Annotated in this window: 11 protein-coding genes, 1 tRNA gene and 2 pseudogenes; 10 read left to right on the top strand and 4 right to left on the bottom strand. The window is 68.1% G+C overall.

Annotated features, from left to right (window positions below; genetic code table 11):
- Positions 1 to 131: 131 nt before the first annotated feature.
- The 4 genes from ABMA10_RS16795 (at position 132) to ABMA10_RS16780 (ending at position 7,240) form a co-directional block, all read left to right on the top strand.
- Positions 132 to 707: an amino-acid N-acetyltransferase gene (locus ABMA10_RS16795; protein WP_347868037.1), complete on the top strand. Its 576-nt coding sequence runs from the start codon at positions 132 to 134 to the stop codon at positions 705 to 707.
- A gap of 258 nt (positions 708 to 965) precedes the next feature.
- Positions 966 to 5,879 (top strand): ExeM/NucH family extracellular endonuclease, encoded by a 4,914-nt coding sequence (locus ABMA10_RS16790; protein ID WP_431030705.1) that lies wholly within the window; start codon positions 966 to 968, stop codon positions 5,877 to 5,879.
- A gap of 123 nt (positions 5,880 to 6,002) precedes the next feature.
- Positions 6,003 to 6,665: a hypothetical protein gene (locus ABMA10_RS16785; RefSeq protein ID WP_347867983.1), complete on the top strand. Its 663-nt coding sequence runs from the start codon at positions 6,003 to 6,005 to the stop codon at positions 6,663 to 6,665.
- Positions 6,666 to 6,817: 152 nt separating this feature from the next.
- Positions 6,818 to 7,240: an SseB family protein gene (locus ABMA10_RS16780; RefSeq protein WP_347867982.1), complete on the top strand. Its 423-nt coding sequence runs from the start codon at positions 6,818 to 6,820 to the stop codon at positions 7,238 to 7,240.
- An 18-nt stretch (positions 7,241 to 7,258) separates the two neighbouring features.
- Here ABMA10_RS16780 and radA read toward each other — a convergent pair whose 3' ends face one another.
- Positions 7,259 to 8,635 (bottom strand): DNA repair protein RadA, encoded by a 1,377-nt coding sequence (gene radA, locus ABMA10_RS16775; protein WP_431030704.1) that lies wholly within the window; start codon positions 8,633 to 8,635, stop codon positions 7,259 to 7,261.
- Positions 8,636 to 8,745: 110 nt separating this feature from the next.
- On the opposite strand from radA, the gene ABMA10_RS16770 reads away from it, so the two are divergent.
- A tRNA-Ser gene (locus ABMA10_RS16770) sits at positions 8,746 to 8,835 on the top strand.
- 389 nt (positions 8,836 to 9,224) lie between these two features.
- On the opposite strand, the gene ABMA10_RS16765 is transcribed toward ABMA10_RS16770, so the two are convergent.
- Positions 9,225 to 9,389, bottom strand: coding sequence for a hypothetical protein (locus ABMA10_RS16765; RefSeq protein ID WP_347867979.1), 165 nt, complete (start codon positions 9,387 to 9,389; stop codon positions 9,225 to 9,227).
- Between the two features lie 266 nt (positions 9,390 to 9,655).
- Between ABMA10_RS16765 and ABMA10_RS16760 the strand changes: the two genes are divergently transcribed.
- From ABMA10_RS16760 to ABMA10_RS16740, 5 genes and pseudogenes are all read left to right on the top strand, one after another.
- The gene (locus ABMA10_RS16760) at positions 9,656 to 9,940 is read left to right on the top strand and encodes an NHLP leader peptide family RiPP precursor (protein ID WP_347867978.1); all 285 of its coding nucleotides are present in this window, start codon (positions 9,656 to 9,658) and stop codon (positions 9,938 to 9,940) included.
- Between the two features lie 99 nt (positions 9,941 to 10,039).
- Positions 10,040 to 12,424: a TOMM precursor leader peptide-binding protein gene (locus ABMA10_RS16755; protein WP_431030703.1), complete on the top strand. Its 2,385-nt coding sequence runs from the start codon at positions 10,040 to 10,042 to the stop codon at positions 12,422 to 12,424.
- Positions 12,425 to 12,750: 326 nt separating this feature from the next.
- Positions 12,751 to 14,136, top strand: a pseudogene (locus tag ABMA10_RS16750) (ABC transporter transmembrane domain-containing protein); the annotation flags it as partial.
- Between the two features lie 278 nt (positions 14,137 to 14,414).
- Positions 14,415 to 14,990 (top strand): annotated as a pseudogene (locus ABMA10_RS16745) (ATP-binding cassette domain-containing protein); the annotation flags it as partial.
- A 125-nt stretch (positions 14,991 to 15,115) separates the two neighbouring features.
- On the top strand, positions 15,116 to 16,360 hold the full coding sequence (locus ABMA10_RS16740) for a serine hydrolase domain-containing protein (protein ID WP_347867972.1): 1,245 nt from the start codon (positions 15,116 to 15,118) through the stop codon (positions 16,358 to 16,360).
- 3 nt (positions 16,361 to 16,363) lie between these two features.
- Here the strand turns inward: ABMA10_RS16740 and ABMA10_RS16735 are convergent, their stop codons facing one another.
- Complete coding sequence (locus ABMA10_RS16735; protein WP_431030702.1) at positions 16,364 to 17,032, bottom strand: response regulator transcription factor; 669 nt, start codon at positions 17,030 to 17,032, stop codon at positions 16,364 to 16,366.
- Entirely contained in the window at positions 17,020 to 18,768 is a 1,749-nt protein-coding gene (locus ABMA10_RS16730; protein WP_431030701.1) for a sensor histidine kinase, read from the bottom strand. Before ABMA10_RS16730 ends, ABMA10_RS16735 begins: the two co-directional genes overlap by 13 nt.
- Between the last annotated feature and the right edge of the window lie 43 nt (positions 18,769 to 18,811).

Genomic DNA, 18,811 nt, shown 5'->3' with positions numbered 1-18,811 from the left:
AGCGCTCGCGTCAATGAGGCGCACGTCGGGCCCCCAACCCGCGCTGGGGCCAGCGCACCGCGTCGGCGGCGGTCAACCAGCGCCCGGTTCGGCGCGGTGCGCTGGCCTCAGTAGACTTCCGGGAGTTGGTGATGCTGGGAGGCGCGATGGTCGAGGGTGCTGCACGTGACGGAGTCGCTCCGGACGGTATCGAGGCGGCGGCTTCCTGCGGTTACGTCGTCCGTCGTGCACGCACGAGTGACGTCCAGCGCATCCAAGCCCTCGTCGAACCGCTCGTGCAGCAGCGGATCCTCCTCGGCAAGGACGACGTGGTGTTCTACGAGGCCGTCCAAGAGTTCCGTGTCGCCGAGACGTCCGACGGCGAACTCATCGGCTGCGGCGCGCTCCACGTGATCTGGGAGGACCTCGGCGAGGTCCGCACGCTTGCCGTGTCCGCAGACCACCTCGGTACGGGTGTCGGACATGCCCTCGTGGAGCGTCTCGAGAGTGACGCGATCGAGCTCGGACTCCGCCGCCTGTTCTGTCTGACCTTCGAAACCGGCTTCTTCACCAGACACGGCTACCAGGAGATCGGCGAGGAGATCGTGCCACCCGAGGTCTACGCACAGCTCGTGCGCTCCTCCGATGAGGGTGTCGCCGAGTTCCTCGACCTCGCCAGGGTCAAGCCGAATACGCTCGGTAACACGCGCATGCTCAAGCTGCTCTGAACCACCGCTTGAAGGTTGACGCGCGGACGAGCCACGATGAGACCGTTCACAAAGCCACGCTGACCAGGGAATCGGCTGAGTATCGGCGCTGACGGCTTGCTCATATGAGCACGGGCGGATTTACGTCCCGTTCACATTCGCGGTGGTCTTCCGTCACGCATCTCCATTAGCTTGTGAGGCACTGCCCATCACCTGTGCCTCGAATGGGGGTGCGTTCCCGCGCGCCCGTAGCGAGCACAGCCCCGGATTCGGAGCCACATGCCGTTCACACGCACCTGGAGGCTGTCAGCCTTCGCCGCCCTTGCCGGGCTCGTCGCCGCACCGTTGGTGGCGCTGCCCGCAGCAGCCTCGACCGACGGCACCGGCGTCGTCATCAACGAGGCCTACCTCTCGGGCGGGAGCGCGAACGCGCCCTACCTGAACAAGTTCGTCGAGCTGTACAACCCCGGCGCGGACGCGGTCGACGTCAGCGGCTGGTCGCTCCAGTACCGCTCCGCCACCAGCACAGGAGCGTTCGGAGGCGTCACCGCCCTGACCGGCACCATCGAGGCCGGCGGATACCTCCTGGTCTCCGGAAGCTCGAACGGCTCCAACGGGCAGCCGCTACCCACGCCCGATGTGACGGGCGCCTTCAACCCGTCGGGGTCGACCGGCACGCTCGCGCTCGTCGCGTCCACGGAAGCCGTCACCCTTCCCGTCGGCTCGACGGTCGGCGACAACACCGTCGTCGACCTGCTGGGATACGGCACCTCCAACACCTTCGAGACGTCCGTCGCGCCGTCTCCCTCGGCCAACAACGTGCCGAAATCGATCACACGGACGAACTTCACCGACACCGACGTCAACTCCGCCGACTTCGCCCTGAGTGACTCGGTCACCCCGCAGAACAGCGGGGGCGAGACGCCGGTCGATCCCGAGCCCACCCCCGAACCGACCCCTGAACCGACGGACCCGGTCGAGCCCGGTGTCGCGACGATCGCCGAGATCCAGGGCACTGGCGCCGCGAGCACGATGGTCGGCCAGACGGTCACGACCACGGGCTTCGTCACCGCGAGCTTCCCGACCGGGGGCTTCAACGGCTACTACCTGCAGACCGAGGGCACAGGCGGCGCGATCGATCCCGCCTCGCACCTCGCGTCGGACGGCATCTTCGTCTACTCGCCCTCGACGGTCGGCTCCGTGGCGGTCGGCCAGTACCTCCAGGTGACCGGCGTGGTCGACGAGTACTACGGCCTCACCCAGCTGAAGGTCGCCGATGCCGCCGCAGTCACCGCGCTCGACGCCGCCGGCATCGCAGCGCCGACCGCCGCATCGGTCGCGTTCCCGAGCAATGACGAGGAGCGCGAACGCCTCGAGGGCATGCTCATCGCCCCTGCGGGCGACTACACGGTCACGGACAACTACAGCACCAACCGTTACGGCGAGATCGCCCTGACGGCATCGGCGACACCGCTCGTCACTCCGACGGTCCTCGGCAAGCCGGGTTCCGCTGAGTTCCTCGCAGCCCAGGCGCGAGTCGCGGCGGAGAAGGTCGTCCTCGACGACGGTGCGACCACGGACTTCTCGAAGGCCGAGAACACCGGTATCGCGCTCCCGTACCTCTCCACCACCGCGCCGGTCCGCATCGGGGCAGCCGTCGACTTCACCGCCCCGGTCGTGTTCGACTTCCGCAACAGCAACTGGAAGTTCCAGCCCACCCAGCCGCTCACCGGCGACAACGCGTCGAGCGTGCAGCCCGCGACGTTCGAGGACACGCGCACGACCTCGCCCCGCAACGTCGGTGGCGATGTGTCGCTCGCGACCTTCAACGTGCTCAACTACTTCGCCACCACGGGCGACTCGCGCACGGGGTGCACCTTCTACACCGACCGTCAGGGCGGCAAGACCACGGTGAACAACTCCGACGCGTCCGGTTGCGGCGTGCGAGGTGCCGCCACGGCCGAGAGCCTCGCCCGTCAGCAGGCGAAGATCGTCTCCGCGATCAACGCCCTCGATGCCGATGTCGTGTCGCTCGAAGAGATCCAGAACTCCGCGTCGATCGGTCTCGACCGCGATGTGGCCCTCGAGACGCTGACCGCGGCACTCAACGCCGCCGCCGGTGAGGGTACCTGGAAGTTCGTGCCGTCGCCCGCTGCGGTGCCCGCCGACGAGGACGTCATCCGGACGGCCTTCATCTACAAGCCCGCGGCGATCGAGACCGTCGGAGAGTCGCACATCCTGCTCGACTCGCCGGCGTTCGACAACGCTCGCGAGCCCGACGCGCAAGGCTTCAAGCCCAAGGGTGCGGACGACGCGGCGACGTTCCTCGTCGTCGCCAACCACTTCAAGTCGAAGAGCACGTCATCGGCCGCCACCGGCGACAACGCGGACACCGGCCAGGGAGCGTTCACAGGAGACCGCACGCGTCAGGCGACGGCCCTCGTCGCTTTCGCGGACAAGGTCTCGAAGGAGATCGGCACCACGAAGGTCTTCCTCGTGGGTGACTTCAACTCCTACGACGCCGAAGACCCGCTGGACGTGCTCCGCGATGCCGGCTACCTCAGCCAGGACGCGAAGACCGGCGAGTACACCTACGCGTTCGGTGGTGCGGTCGGCTCGCTCGACCACATCTTCGCCTCCGCCGATGCCGACCAGAGCGTCACCGGCGCCGACGTGTGGAACATCAACTCCGTCGAGTCGATCGCCCTGGAGTACTCGCGCTACAACGCGAACGTCACCGACTTCCACGTCGACGACATGTTCCGCTCCAGCGACCACGACCCCGTGATCGTCGGCATCAGCGCGGACGCGGCTGAGAACGCGACCGTCAACCTGCTGAACATCAACGACTTCCATGGTCGGATCGATGCCAACACCACGAAGTTCGCCGGCACCATCGAGCAGCTCAAGGCGATGTTCGCCCCGGACCAGACGGCGTTCATCTCCGCAGGCGACAACATCGGTGCGTCGCTGTTCCCGTCCGCGTCGCAGCAGGACCAGCCGACGATCGACGTACTGAACGCGCTCGGTCTCGCGGCTTCCGCCGTCGGCAACCACGAGTTCGACCAGGGCTACGACGACCTCGTGAACCGCGTCATGGCGGACGGTGCCAACGCGGCATGGCCATACCTCGGCGCGAACGTCTACCAGAAGGGCACCACGACGCCGGCGCTCGACGAGTACACGATCATCGAGGTCGACGGGGTGAAGGTCGCCATCATCGGTGCCATCACGCAGGAGACGCCGACGCTCGTGTCACCAGCCGGCATCGTCGACCTCGACTTCGGAGACCCGGTCGAGGCCGTCAACCGCGTCGCGGCGCAGCTCACCGACGGGGACGACTCCAACGGTGAGGCCGACGTCATCGTCGCCGAATACCACGAGGGTGCAGGTGCCGGTACTCCGGACGGCGCGACCCTCGAACAGGAACTCGCCGGGGAGAGCGCCTTCACCGAGATCGTCACCACGACGAGCGCGGAGGTCGATGCGATCTTCACCGGTCACACGCACAAGCAGTATGCGTGGGACGCACCGATCCCCGGTGTCAGCGGCAAGACGCGTCCGGTGCTCCAGACCGGTAGCTACGGCGAGTTCATCGGCCAGATCACGCTGACGGTCGACCGGGCGTCCGGTGATGTGACGGCCTACACGGCGAAGAACGTCGCTCGCACGAGCGTCGCCGAAGCAGACCTCGTCACGCAGTTCCCCGCGGTGGCGACGGTCAAGGCGATCACCGATGCGGCACTCGCGAAGGCAGCCGAGATCGGCAACGAGAAGATCGGTTCGGCGACGGCCGACATCACGCGTGCGTTCAACAACGGCGTGAAGGACGACCGTGGCGCCGAGTCGACGCTCGGCGGCCTGGTCGCCGACTCGCTCCGTGCCTCCCTGTCCAGCGCCGACCGTGGCGGGGCCGACATCGGCATCGTCAACCCGGGCGGCATGCGCGAGGAGATCCTGGCCGGTGACATCACCTACGCCGAGGCGAACGCGGTGCTGCCCTTCCTGAACAACCTGTGGACGACCTCGCTCACCGGGGCGCAGTTCAAGAAGGTGCTCGAACAGCAGTGGCAGCGCGATGCAGCTGGCGCCGTCCCGTCTCGTCCCTACCTGCAGCTCGGTCTGTCCTCGAACGTGCAGTACACCTTCGACCCGACGAGGGCCGAGGGCGACCGCATCACGAGCATCACCATCAACGGTGCCGCCATCGATCCTGCGGCAAGCTACCGGATCGGCTCCTTCAGCTTCCTGCTGCAGGGCGGCGACAACTTCCGTGAGTTCCTGAACGGCACGGGCACGCGCGATTCCGGTCTGGTCGACCGCGACGCGTGGATCTCGTACCTGACGAGCTCGAGCCCGGTCTCGCCGAACTTCGAGCGTCGCAGCGTGCAGGTCTCGGGCGTCCCGACGGCAGCGGTCAAGGCGGGGGAGACGGTCACGTTCGACGTCGCCAAGCTCGATCTGACCTCGACCGGTAGCCCGGTGAACACGACGCTCGCGATCGAGCTGAACGGTTCCCCGGTCGGCACGGTTCCCGTCGCGGCCGGTGCAGCCACCGTTTCCTTCACCGTTCCAGCGGGAACGCCGGACGGAGCGGCGACGATCGGCCTCACCGCGCTCGAATCAGGGACCAACCTCACGGTCCCGCTTACGGTCGCGACGCCGCCGGTGGTCACTCCGCCGACGCCTGCTCCGGAATCCGCGCTCATCCAGGCGCTGAAGGACCTCATCAAGGCGATCACCGATTTCATCATCGGCAAGCTCGCCACGATCCACGTCGGTAAGGAGTACGCGGGTACGTGGGTGAGCGTCTGGCTGCACTCCGAGCCGATCCTCATCAGCGACGGCCTCATCCAGGTCGACGCGGACGGCAACGTCCAGGTGACGGTCCCTGAGGATGCGCCGGTCGGGGCCCACCGCCTCGTGGTCCAGGACGCCGACGGCAACGTCATCGGCTGGCAGGACATCGTGGTGCAGGCGGCGCCGGTCGACCCCGGCACGGACCCGGGCACCCAGCCCGGTGCGGGTGGCGGAACGGGTGCCGGTTCAGGCACCGCCGGAGGGACGCAGGACGGTAGCCTCAGCAAGACGGGTGCGGAGCCATGGGGTAACGCCTCCCTCGCCGCTCTCCTGCTGATCGGCGGTCTGGCGCTCATGATCGCTCGCCGTCGCTCGGCACAGCAGGAGCTGTAGCGCGACAGCTGCCGCGCTCGCAACTGCGCGGTGGCATCCGATGCCCCGCCATCGATCGGACCACGGTCCGTACCGACGGCGGGGCATCGGGCGTTTTCGCGGTTCGGCGCTTAATCTGTGACCATGTCGAGCCCCACGAATCCCCGCGGACCGCTGCCGGCCTCCGTCTACCGGCGTCGTCGGTTGATCGTGTTCGGCGCCCTGCTCGCCGTCATCATCCTCGTCATCGTCCTCATCGTGTCGATCACCTCGAGATCAGGGGGCGAGCCGGCCGCCGCTGGGTCCTCCCCGTCGCCGAGTGCGACCTCGACACCGGTGGAGACACCGCAGGGGACCACCGCACCGATCGACGATGCTGCGACGTCCGACCCCGGCAGCGCCGCCGCGTGCACTGCGGACCAGGTCCAGGTGGACGCCGTCGTCAACGCCACGAGCTTCGCCGCCGACCAGCTGCCGCAGCTGTCATTGAGCCTCACGAACACCGGGACGGCCGCCTGCACGATGAACGCCGGGACGAGCCAGCAGGTGTTCACCGTCTCGAGCGGCGACGAGCCCTACTGGACGTCCACCGATTGCCAGACCGCTCCGAGCGACCAGCAGGTGCTGCTCGAACCGGGGAAGACGGTCTCATCGAACCCGCCGATCACCTGGGACCGGACGAGGTCGTCGACGGACACCTGCGACGTGCCGCGCGACCCGGTTCCCGCGGGCGGCGCCTCGTATCACCTGAACACCTCGATCGGTGGCTTCGCGTCCGCCGACAGCGCGCAGTTCCTCCTCAACTGATCCGTTCGCCGTTCGTCCCTGTGCGGAACTCCTGCTGGCTCCGGGTCTGCCGGGGCGATTCGGCTGAATGCGGACCGTCTGATTCGGTGCGTGCGCGCTGAGCAGGAGTTGTGCGCACGCGGAGGGGTGAAGGCTGCTGCGAGAATAGGGACATGGCGAAGCAGAAGCGTCCCGAGTTCCGATCCCAGGCCCTGGCGGATGCCCTCGCCTCAGGCGACATGGTCGCCGTGGCGTACGCGCTGCGGAACGGGCGGTTCGTCGTCCCGCTCATGAGGCCGGGCAACCCGGACAAACCGACTGAGACGGGCGAGGTCTGGATGTTCCGCCAGCCGGAGACCGCGCGCCTCGCCCTCCTGCTGTTCTCCGACGCGAAGAACAAGCCTGCCGCGTTGCCTCCGTACGTCGGTCTCCACGACGGCACGTGGCTCGCGAGCTTCCTGCGCACCTACGGCGACGACATCGAGACCGTGCTGTTCGACGTCGCCGGGCCGAACTCGCTGCAGGCCGCTCCGGAAGAACTGCTGCGGGTGCTGGAACTCGAAGCGCCCGCGGCCGAGGCGCCCACCGCGGAATAGCGCGCGGTCGAACGCGGTTCAGAACGCCGCGTCGAGTTCCCGCTCGCGCTGAGCCGGTCGCGCGGCATCCGCTGCCGACTTCGCGATGCCGAGCATGGTCTTCAGTTCGGAGCTCACGTCCGAATGCAGCAGTGTCTTGTACCCGAGGCGCGTCGCCTCAGACGTCCGTTGCTTCGACACACTGACGGGGCGCACCTCGCCGCCCAGGCTGATCTCGCCGTATGCGGCGAGATCGTTGGGGATCGGGAGGTCGCGGATGACGGAGACGATGGCGAGCGCGATCGCCAGGTCTGCGGCCGGTTCGGAGATCTTCACGCCCCCGACCGTCGAGACGTAGACCTCGTAGTCGCTGAGGTCGTACTTGTAGCGCCCGTGGAGTACGGCGAGGATCATGGCGACCCGGGCGGCGTCGACCCCATTGGTGACGCGGCGGGGGTTCGGCGTCGAACTCTTGGCGATGAGCGCCTGGACTTCGACGGGAAGCGCCCTGCGTCCCTCCATCACGATGGTGACGCAAGTACCGGCGACACTGCCGTTCTTGCTCAAGAAGAGGGCGCTCGGGTCTGGAACCTCGACGATGCCGTCGCCGGCCATCTCGAAGCAGCCGACCTCGTCGGTCGCACCGAAACGGTTCTTCAGGGCTCGCAGGAACCTGAGCGCCGTGTAGCGGTCGCCTTCGAAGTGGCACACGACGTCGACGAGGTGCTCGAGTAGCCGCGGGCCGGCGATGGAGCCGTCCTTCGTGACGTGCCCGACGAGCAGGATGGGGAGGTCGCGCTCCTTGGCGATGCGGGTGAGGACGGCCGAGACCTCACGGACCTGACCGGGCTGGCCCGCGAGACCGTCGGACTGCGATGAGGAGACCGTCTGGACGGAGTCGACGATGAGGAGCTGTGGGGAGACCTGGTCGATGTGGCCGAGGATCGTCGCCAGGTCCGTCTCGGAGGCGAGGAAGAGGTCGTCGTGGAGCGCACCGGTGCGTTCTGCGCGGAGCCGCACCTGGCCGACGGACTCCTCAGCGCTGACGTAGAGGACGCGCGCGCCGGTCTGCGCAGCGCGCGACGCGACCTCGAGCAGCAACGTGGACTTGCCGACGCCCGGCTCGCCGGACAGGAGGATGGCCGCCCCCGGCACGATGCCACCGCCGAGTACACGGTCGAACTCGGCGATACCGCTCGACCAGCGGGGTGTCTCCTTCGCCTGCGCCTGCGTGATCGGCCGGGCTGCGCGGTCGTCGGACGCGCGGATCGGGGTCAGCTTGCCGAGGACACCCGTGGGAGCCGTGGCCTCGACGACCGTCCCCCACTGCTGGCACTCGCCGCACCGACCGGCCCATTTCGCCGTCGTCCAGCCGCACTCGGTGCAGCGGAAAGCGGGGGAGGGTGCCTTGGCCATGCGGCAAGCCTATGCGCGGCATCCGACACCCGAGGCCTTCGCGTCCGGCCTGTGGAGAAGCCGGATCGGCCAATTCGCGTCGCACTCGAATTCCGATTACACTCGATCCCGGTACCGTGTCCGAGCGGCCGAAGGTGCAACTCTCGAAAAGTTGTGTGCTTGAAAGAGCACCGTGGGTTCAAATCCCACCGGTACCGCCATGAAAAGCCCCGCTGAGCGGGGCTTTTCTGTTTCCGCCGCAGCAGGATATCCGCGCCACAGGAAGATATACCGGCATGTTCGGGCCTGCCGCCGGGGCGTTCCACTGCCCTGGTGCGGCGGTGTCGGAGGCGCTCCCCGCGGGTCCGCGCACGCGCGCGTACCCTCGAACGCCATCGACATGGACTGCGTCGTGGCCATCGTCGGCACTGGTGCCTCGGCTTACGGCATCGTCCAGACCGCTGGCACCGGCGTGATCGCCTACGTCGGGTCGGCCGCGTCGGTGTACGGGCTGAAGTCCTGCGTGGCGTGAGCCGGACCGACGCGTGACGATGGCCTCGGGATGGATCCCGGGGCCATCGGCCTGTGCGGAGGTCGGGGGTCCGGCGGCTCAGCCTGACCCCGGCCACGGCGGATAGGACTTCGGCAACCGTGCATCGCGCGTCTGTTCGGCCTCGTCACCACCTGCGCCGACCACCTCGTCGAGCTGCGCGTCGGTGAGGCCGTCCGGCGCGGCATCACTCCGTTCGTCCGGTTCGTCTTTCTTGTCGGGCACCGTTCGGTCCTCTCGTCAGGAGCCGTGCGAGTGCTGCGGACTCTCGCTCAATGGTCGGCGGGTGTCGGCACTGCCCGCCAGGGACACAGGTCCCCCGTTACAGGGCTGCCGACCCTGTCGGAACGGTCATCGCACGGCAGTGCTCGGGGTCGACGAGACAGGGGAGTTAGGTCCATGGTCGTGACCGCACGGAACCGGGATCGTTGAGGTCACCGAGCGGGGGACGTCCTCACTCGGACACCGACTCGACAGAACACGAGGTTCTCATGTCCGAACAGAACGCATACGCCCAGATCATCGCGAAGGCGTGGGGCGACGACGCCTTCCGCGCTCAGCTGCTCGCCGACCCGACAGCAGCCTTTGCAGGCGAGGGCGTCGAGCTGCCGGCAGGCAAGCGCGTCGTGGTCAACGAAGACACCGCGGACCTGATCAACATCACGCTGCCCGCTCGTCCGAGCGAGCTCTCCGATGAGGCGCTCGATTCGGTCGCCGGTGGATTCTGGTACCCGACGTTGTCCCGCCCCGAGGACTACAAGCCACTCGGTAAGTAGCCGTATCACCCGGGTGGCGCGATCGCCGTGTCGTGATGCGCTTCAGCGTGTCCTGCACGGCGATCGATCCGTCCCATCGCCTGCTCGAACGGAGATCGGATGACGACCATGCGCGTCGCGGCATCCTCGGCGCCCGCCACGTCGACCGAAGCATCACCCTGGGCGATCGACCCCCGGGTCGTGGTGCGCGTCCTCGACGGGGCCGGCATCGTCGTGCTGCAGGGTGAGGACTCGTCGCTCCTGCGAGGCGCGGTGCTCAAATCGGTCATCGAACTGGTCGACGGCACCCGGACGTCGGATGAGATCGTCGAGACGCTCGACGGCGCACACGCGCCCGAACGTGTGCTCTTCTCGATCCACCAGTTGTACAAGCGCGGGGTGATCGCACCATCCTCCGACCCTGCCGCCAGCCTGGAGCAGGCGTTCTGGGCGGAACTCGGCAGTGCCGCGCAACCGGTCAGGCATCGGACGATCGCCGTGTTCGCAACTGCTGGCGTGCCCCGAGACGTCCTCGACGTCATCGCCGACGGTCTTCGGGACGATGCCGACTCCGTGCACGTGTCGCGTGAACTCTCCTCGTTCCTCGCCGACGGCGCCGATCTGCGGCTCGTCGTCGCCGCGGACTACACCGACCCCGTGCTCGAACAGATCAACCGGTCGAGTCTGGACGCGGGAGTGGCCTGGTTCCTCGTGCGTCCAGATGCGCGCGACGTCTGGGTCGGCCCGTTCTTTCGACCGGGGGTGACGGCGTGCTGGGAGTGCTTGATGAACCGGCGCCGCACGCGACGACGGATCCATTTGGCGCTCGCCGAGACCGATGGCTCCGCGCTCACCGTCCCGATGCTCTCCACCGGTCGGTCGGCGGGGCTGATCGGGCGCATCGCGGCGCTCGAAGTGGCGAAGGTGCTGCGGGGCCTGATTCCCGCACCGGCGGAGGACGCCCCTCCTGGTTCGTCCCACATCCTCCGCGTGGCGCTCTCCGACTGGGATGTCTCCCACCACGTCGTCGTGCGCCGACCGCAGTGCCCAGCGTGCGGCGACCCGACGGCGACGCGGAATGCACGGGTGCAGTTGAGGCCTGAGCGCGCCTACGCCGACGACAGGGGCGGTCTGCGGACGGCACGGCCGGAGGAGACCTACCGCCGGTTTCGGCACCATGTCAGCGCCATCTCCGGTGCGGTCGCCGAACTCGAGGAGCGGCCGACGGGCTATGACGGCGTTCACGTCTGGTCGTCGGGCGCGAACCTCGGCCTCGACCCCGAAGACCTCCTCAACCTCGAGCTCAGCGTCCGGGCGAGGTCGGCAGGGAAGGGCGCCACGAGCGAGCAGGCGCGCACCGGTGCGCTCGCCGAAGCGCTCGAGCGGTACTCGTCGGCGCGCCACGGTGAGGAGCCGGTGGTGCGCGGAAGTCTGCGCGGGCTCGGCGCTCGCGCCCTGCATCCCAATCGCCTCATGCTCTTCAGCGACGATCAACTCGACGACGCACGAGACGATGATGCTCAAGCGGGCTGGTTCAACCGTGTGCCGGCCCGCTTCGACGAAGACGCGGTCCTCGATTGGACAGCGGTCTGGTCGCTCACCGAAGACCGCGAGGTGCTGCTTCCCACAGCCCTCTGCTACTACGGCTCGGCGGGGGCGAGGGAGTCGGGGACCTTGTCGGACTCCAACGGATGCGCCGCGGGGAACACGCTCACCGAAGCGGTTCTGCAGGGGTTCCTCGAACTCGTCGAACGCGACGGTGTCGCGATGTGGTGGTACAACCGCGTCCGCCGCCCCGCCGTGGACCTCGGGAGCTTCGCGGACCCATGGATCGACGACCTGGTGCAGGAGTACGCCTCGAAGGGGCGCGAGGTGTGGGCGATCGACGTCACCACCGATCTGGGCATCCCGACGTTCGCGGCCTTCGCACGCCGCACCGTCGGGTCGCCCGAGTCGCTGCTCATGGGTTTCGGGGCCCACCTCGACCCGCGGATCGCGATCGCGCGAGCGCTCGGCGAGATCGGGCAGATGTCGACGACGGACGAGCACCTCGCTGATCCGGCGTTCATGGATGTCGATGAGGAGCTGGTGGCGTGGTTGCGTTCGGCCACGATCGAGAACCAGCCGCATTTCGTGCCGGCCCTCGATGAACCGTCGTGGCGGCTCGAGGACCATCCGAGTCTCGTCGGCGCAGACCTCGCCGACGACGTGAGCCTCTGCCGAGAACGGGTCGAACGCGCGGGGCTGTCCATGCTCGTCCTCGATCAGACCCGACCCGACATCGGTCTTCCGGTCGCACGGGTGATGGTGCCAGGGCTCCGGCCGTTCTGGTCCCGTTTCGCACCGGGCCGCCTGTATGACGTGCCCGTCAGCACCATCCGCGACTGCGACGAGATCATCGTCCTCGACCGCGGTCGTATCGTCGAGCGCGGGACCCACGACGAGATGATCGGCAGCGGTGGTGCGTACACTCGCCTCTTCGCAGCCGACGGCGGTGTCCGGTGAGCGGCGACGAGTCCGCGGACGAGACGTCGGTCAGGGCGAACCGGCCGCTGCTGCTGTCAGGCGTTGACACGTCCTGGACAGTCGTGGGCGGTGCGCTCGAGGTGTTCGCCACCGCCGATCCCGAGACGTTCCTTCCTCGGATCCATCTCGCGACTGTCGGTGCGGGCGAACGTGTCCACGGCGTCTCGGGGCCGGATGCGCCCGGGATCCGCGTGCTGGCTGTCGGGTCGGCAGGCACCGTCGTGCGGGAGGTGAGCGCACCGGAACCCGGCGAACGCGACGCGTGGATCGAGGGGATCGTCGAAGCACTCGGTGATCGAGTGCGGATGGAGGGTGGCGCCCTCGACCGCCTGCACGAGTCGATCCGGGCCCGCTGGGACGCAGTCGCCGTCGACGGCTCGACGCGCGTGCGCGGGCAGCGGGTGCGCCGGGCGAGGGCGATGGCGAATGGACTCGAGGGGCTCCGCTCCCTCGTCGGTCGATCGGATCCCATCAGGGTCGGGCCCACGGCGGATGACCCGCTCGACGCGGCGTTCACCGTGCTCGCGCGCTCCATCGGGGTGACGTTCACACCACTGCCGTCGGACGTCGGCGTCGCGGATCGGGTCTCGACGCTTGCGCGCGCCGCGCGGGTGCGGACCAGGACCGTGCGGCTGAGCGACGGATGGTGGATGCACGCCACCGGGCCTCTGCTCGCGAGTCTGGTCGACGGTGGCGCACCCGTCGCGCTGGTGCCACGCGGCCTGACCCGGTACGAACTGATCGATCCACTGACGCGCTCGCGTGTGCTCGTCGACGAGACGGTGGCAGCAACCATCGCCGAGGATGCTGTGGTCGTGTATCGCTCACTGCCCGAGGGGACGCGGACGGTCTCGGCGCTGCTGCGGGACGCCCTGCTCGACTCGCGTCGCGACATCGCCCGCTTCGTCGTGTTCGCCCTCGGGGCGGCCGTGGTTGCTCTCGCCGTTCCGATCGTGACCGGCAGGATCGTGGGCACTGTCATTCCGGAGGCCGACCTGCCGGATCTCGCTCAGCTCGCGCTCGCGCTGGTCGTGGCCGCCGCGGCGGGGGCCTTACTGCAGCTCGCGACAGCGATCGCTGTGCTGCGGGTGCAGGGACGGGTCAGCACGTATCTGGTGGCGGCGGTGTGGAACCGGCTGCTCTCGCTTCCGACGACGTTCTTCCGCCGATACTCCTCCGGTGACCTCGCGGTGCGGGTGCAATCTGTGGAGACCATGGTGCAGCTCGTCGGCGGTGGTGCCGTTGTCGCACTCCTCGGCGTCGCGACCACCGTGCTGAGCCTTGCGCTCATCTGGTTCTACAGCGTGACGTTCGGAGCGATCGCGACGGTGTTGCTCGCAGTCCTCGCAGTGGTCGTCGTCATCTCGAGCAGGGCACAGCTGCGGCGTTCGAGGGCGGTGGAGGAGACGGCGGGGCAGCTGAGCGGACTCGTGGTCGAGTTCGTCTCCGGCATCAGCAAGCTGCGCGTGGCTGGGGCTCATGAGCAGGCGTTCGAGCGCTGGGCCGAGCGTTTCCGTGTGCGCCGCGCCGCACAGAACGACGTTCGCCGTGCCCAGAACGCCATGACCGTCACCGTCGCCACCTTTCCCGTCGTGGCATCCCTCGTGATCTTCGCCGCAGTCGGACTGAGCGATCCGCCGATCGCCGGACCGGGCGAGTTCCTGGCGATCAACGCGGCGTTCGGCCAGGTGATCGGTGCCGTGCTCTCCATCACAGCCATCGTCACGCAGCTGGTGCAGGCTGCGCCAGGCATGAAGCGTGTACTGCCGGTGCTCGACGAACTCCCCGAAGACGACGCCTCCAAAGCCGAGCCGGGTGAGCTTCACGGTGGAGTGCAGTTCAGCGGCGTCACCTTCCGCTACGAGCAGGACGGGCCGGCGGTGCTCGACGACGTGTCGATCGACATCCCGCCGGGAGCTCGGTCGCGCTCGTCGGACCCTCCGGTTCGGGCAAGTCGACTCTCGGGCGTCTCCTGCTCGGGTTCGAAACGCCGGAGGAGGGTGGTGTGTATCTCGACGACCAAGACCTCGCCGGGCTCGATCTTCGTGCCGTGCGGCGCCAGTTCGGCGTCGTGCTGCAGACGGTCGAACCGCTGCCTGGATCCATCCTGACGAACATCCTCGGAGATGCCGTCGGCCTCACGATCGATGCCGCCTGGCGAGCTGCGGAGCGGGCCGGGTTCGCCGACGACGTGCGCTCGATGCCGATGGGCATGCATACCGCGATCACCGAGGGTGGGTCGACGCTGTCGGGAGGACAACGCCAGCGACTGCTCATCGCCCGTGCACTCGCTGGTGAGCCCCGCATCCTGCTGTTCGACGAAGCCACGAGTGCCCTCGACAACGTGACACAGGCGATCGTGGCCGAGAGCCTGGCTGCGCTCTCCGTGACCAGGATCGTGATCGCGCACCGCCTGAGTACCGTGATGGATGCCGACTGCATCTACTACCTCGAGCGGGGGCGCATCGTCGAGTGGGGGAGCTTCGACCAGCTGATGTCGCATGACGGGGCCTTTGCCGCCCAGGCGCGGAGGCAGCTGGTGTGATTCTGCGTGGTCGCATGCGAGACGGGACCTGCGTCCATTGTCGCGGGACGTAGCGGTCGTGAGACTGGGACGGACCCCGCGCGGCTGAGCAGGATTCCGGTGCCCGCGACGACGAAGGAGCTGACATGGTCGGTTTGACGAACATCCCATCTGCAGCCGCGAGAGCCGCATCGCGACGTCTGTCGACCACGGCGGTTCTCGTCGTCGCCACCACGCTCACGCTCGCTGGCTGCGCGGGCACCACACCAGCGGCGGGCCGCGCCACCGCGGAGAGGCCTCCGGCCGTGACCCTGGATGCGCGCCAGCTCACGGCCGCTTTCGAGCAGTCCGCCGCCGACATGCTCGTCCCGGGCGCGGTGATGCTGATCCGCACCCCTCAGGGTGATGTCGAGCTCGCGTACGGGGTCACCGAGTGGGCCGGTTCGACACCGGTGACGATGGGCGACCACATCCGGATCGGTTCGAACACCAAGACCTGGACGGGCACCGTCATCCTGCAGCTCGTCGAGGACGGCGTGATCGCCCTCGACGACCCGGTGTCGGCGTATCGTCCGGACGTACCCAACGGCGACGACATCACGATCGAGCAGCTGCTGACCATGCGGAGCGGACTGCACAACTACACGACGACGCTCGAGCTGAACACCGCGCTGGACGTGACGCCGGAGCGCGTGTGGGATCCGGAGGAGCTCGTGCGTCTCGGCCTCGCCGAGCCGCCCTACTTCGCTCCAGGCGAGGGGTACATGTATTCGAACACGAACACGGTCCTGCTCGGCCTGATCGCCGAAGATCTCGAGGACAAGCCGCTGGGCGAGATCTTCGAGGAGCGGCTGTTCGAACCACTCGGCCTCACCGAGACGTCCTACCCCGCGTTGACGGACACGTCGATCCCGGAGCCCTACTCGCACGGGTACATGTTCTCGAACAACGTGGACACGATGACCGAGCCGTCCCTCTCCGAGGAGGACCTCGCGGCGGCGGCTTCGGGCGAACTGCTCCCGACCGACCACACCAACGACAACGCGTCGTGGACGTCGGCGGCGGGCATGGGCATCTCCACCGCAGCAGATCTGGCGACCTGGGTCGAGGCCCTCGGCGGCGGAGGGCTGCTGAGCGACGACATGCAGGAGGACCGGATCGCCAGTCTGCAGGCGACCGAGGACGGTGGCGCGTACGGGTGGGGGATCGCGGGGATGGGCTCCTTCTTCGGGCACATCGGTTCACTCCCGGGGTACAACTCGTTCATGGGTTACGACCCCGAGACCGAGGTGACGGTGGTCGTGTGGACGACCCTCGCGCCCGCCGCAGACGGCAGCCCGCCAGCAGCACGACTCGCCAAGCTCCTGATCGACATGCTGTACGCCGAGTGAGGCTCAGCGCGCTGGTGGAACCGCTGCCTGCAGGTGGCGGACGACGGCGAGCACCCGACGGTGGTCGTCAGCGTCCACGGGCAGCTCGAGTGCGTCGTAGATGTTCGAGGCGTGCTGGACGACCGCCTTCTCGCTGAGCACCAGCCGCGCGGCGATCGCGGCATTGCTGCGTCCCTCTGCCATCAGCCCGAGCACTTCGACCTGACGCGGGGTGAGGCGACCGACCGCCGAGGTGCCGCGACTCGCCCGAGCGACCAGCACCGACACCACCTCGGGATTGAGCGCGGTCCCGTCGGCCGCGACGCGGCGGATGTCCGCGGTGAACGTGCGCACATCGGTGATCCGTTGCTTGAGCAGGTACCCGAATCCGCCAGTCCCTTCTCCTTCGAGGAGTTCGAGAGCGTAGCGACGCTGTACGTGTTGCGACACGACGACCACGCCGATGCCGGGATGGGTACGACGGATCCGCAGTGCGGCCACGAGCCCCTCGTCGGTGTAGCTCGGTGGCATCCGGATGTCGGTCACGACGAGCTCCGGCGAGTGGCGCGCAACTTCGCGTTCGAGCTGCACCGCATCGCTGACACTGGCGACCACCTCGAAGCCGTCGATCGCGAGGATGTGCGCGATTCCTTCGCGCAGCAACACTTCGTCTTCTCCGATCACGACGCGCATGGCAGCTCGACTCTCACAGTGGTCCCGCGGCCGTGCTCGGACCGGATGGCGATGGTCCCCTTGAGCGCGTCCACCCGATCGGCGAGGCCGCGGAGGCCGATCCCTGCGCCGATGCGTGCCCCGCCGATGCCGTCGTCTTCGACCTCGAGGACCAGCAGGTCCTCTCGCTGGGTCATCGTCACGCGCACCTTTGTCGCGCGCGCGTGCTTGACGGTGTTCGACAGCGCCTCGGCGACGATGAAGTACGCCGTGTGCACGGTCGATGTGGCGATCGTCGTCTCGTCGAGGTCGGCATGGAGTGTTGCGGACACGGCCAGGCGGTCGACGAGATCCTCCGTCGCTGCGACGAGGCCCTGCTCCAGTAGGGCGGCAGGCAGCACGTCGTGCACGAGGCGTCGGAGGTCAGCTGCAGCCCGGTCGATGCCCAGTCGGAGCTCTTCGAGAGGACCGGTCACGGCTGATCCGCCGGTGGAGTACGCGATGCTCTGCGCTTCGATCCCGAGCAGCACGAGCTGCATCTGCAGGCCGTCGTGCAGGTCACGCGCGATGCGGAACCGCTCGCGGTCCGCCGCTTCGACGATCCGGATGCGCGAAAGCAGCAACGCCTCATTGCTCGTGAGCAGCTGCGTCGTCAGCCGCTCCCGGTCGAGCGCGATGGCGAGCACTCCGGCGGCGCGGCGCACGGGCGACGGCTCGGCGATCATCCTCACGTCGTATTCGACTGCGCCGACGAGCTCGTCGTCCACCACCACCTGTAGCCAGCCTCGGTCGGTATCCTCGAGGTCCCGTTGAACCTCGATGCCGTCCTCGTCGATGAACCGATCCAGCGATGCGTCCCAGTACACGACGCGGAGGGTGCTGTCGCCGAGGGTCGTCGCGAGCGCCTGGGCGACGGCAGGGCGGCTGGCTCCTCGGATCGCCAACCATTCGCTGAGCGCCTCCAGCGGGGTCGTCCGGGTGAACCCGCCGCGGAGCACCCCGAGGAGGAAGGCGATAGGGAGACCCGCCAGGAGTACCGCCTGCAGTGAGATGACCACGCTCAGGTCGACTCCCATCGGCAGCAGCGTGTTCGGGATCATCGGCAGTGCGAGCACGGCGACGATGCCGTAGGTGAAGAGCGGCAGCAGCACTCGTCGGTGCTCGGCATCCGCAACCCTGAGTCGCCTCACGAGCACGATGGCCGTCATGATCATGACAGACAGCCCGAGCGCACTCTGACCGAAGGACAGGACCTCGAACGCCACGGTTCCACTCGCCAACGCGCGGACGGAGTCGAACCCGATGCAGGTGATCCAACCGAGCACGACAGTCATGATCGAGAACCGACCTCGAACTCGACCAGAGGGGAACGCGAGCAGCAGGTGCACCGCGATGGCGAGGGGCGTGCTCGCGAATACCGCGTACACCACGTCCAGAGACGAGACTCCGATGAAGCCGATGCTGGCGAGGAGCATCGTGAGCGCGCCGATGAGGAGGAGCCCGCCGATCCCGTTCGTCGGCCGTCTCCACCATGCGCAGACACCTGCCGCGACCCAGATCCAGAACAGGCTGACGAACTGCAGCGTCTCGGGAAGTCTGCCGGTCGGACCGGCCCCCAGACCGATGTCGATGATGCCGATCAGCAGCGCGAGGACGGCGATGTAGAGCAGCGCGAGTTCGAGCGAGCCGACGCGACCGCCCTGCAGGCGCCTGGGAGTCGGATGGGTGAGTGGCGATGCGATGGGGTGCGAGGACACGGGAGTCCTTCTCGAACGGCGAGCGGGTGGACGCGATCAGGTT

It is taken from the genome of Plantibacter sp. RU18 (assembly GCF_050613355.1).
In the GTDB taxonomy this organism is placed as follows: Bacteria; Actinomycetota; Actinomycetes; order Actinomycetales; family Microbacteriaceae; genus Plantibacter.
Note: the sequence above shows the minus strand (reverse complement) of the source record. Positions and strands in the feature narration are given on the sequence as shown.